We start from the raw sequence: 254 nt of genomic DNA, 5'->3' as shown, positions 1-254 counted from the left end.
TTGCCGGAGCGGGTTGTCAGTTTCAGGGGCGTGACCGGCAGGCTGGGGCGTCCGGCGACATCGGAAAACCAGATTTTGACCTTGCCGCCGGGAGACAGGCCAAACACCATTCTGTTGTACCAGACAGGGGCGCCCGATGGGCGGGTATGATCGGCAGGTGTTTTCATCCTCTGCCAGGTTTCGGGGCCGAAGACGGCGCTGGTTTCATAGGTCTGCTGGTCAATATAGGAATCCCAGCAGAAGACAATGTACTG

The 254-nt window shown here is 58.7% G+C and carries 1 protein-coding gene; it reads right to left on the bottom strand.

The window, feature by feature from the left end; translation table 11 throughout:
- Nucleotides 1–254, bottom strand: a 254-nt coding sequence (locus tag OGX97_RS02560; protein WP_286573053.1) for a DUF2931 family protein, incomplete at both ends; no start/stop codon positions are given.

The sequence above is a fragment of the Citrobacter sp. Cpo061 genome (genome assembly GCF_030332845.1).
Lineage (GTDB): Bacteria > Pseudomonadota > Gammaproteobacteria > Enterobacterales > Enterobacteriaceae > Citrobacter > Citrobacter portucalensis.
Note: the sequence above shows the minus strand (reverse complement) of the source record. Positions and strands in the feature narration are given on the sequence as shown.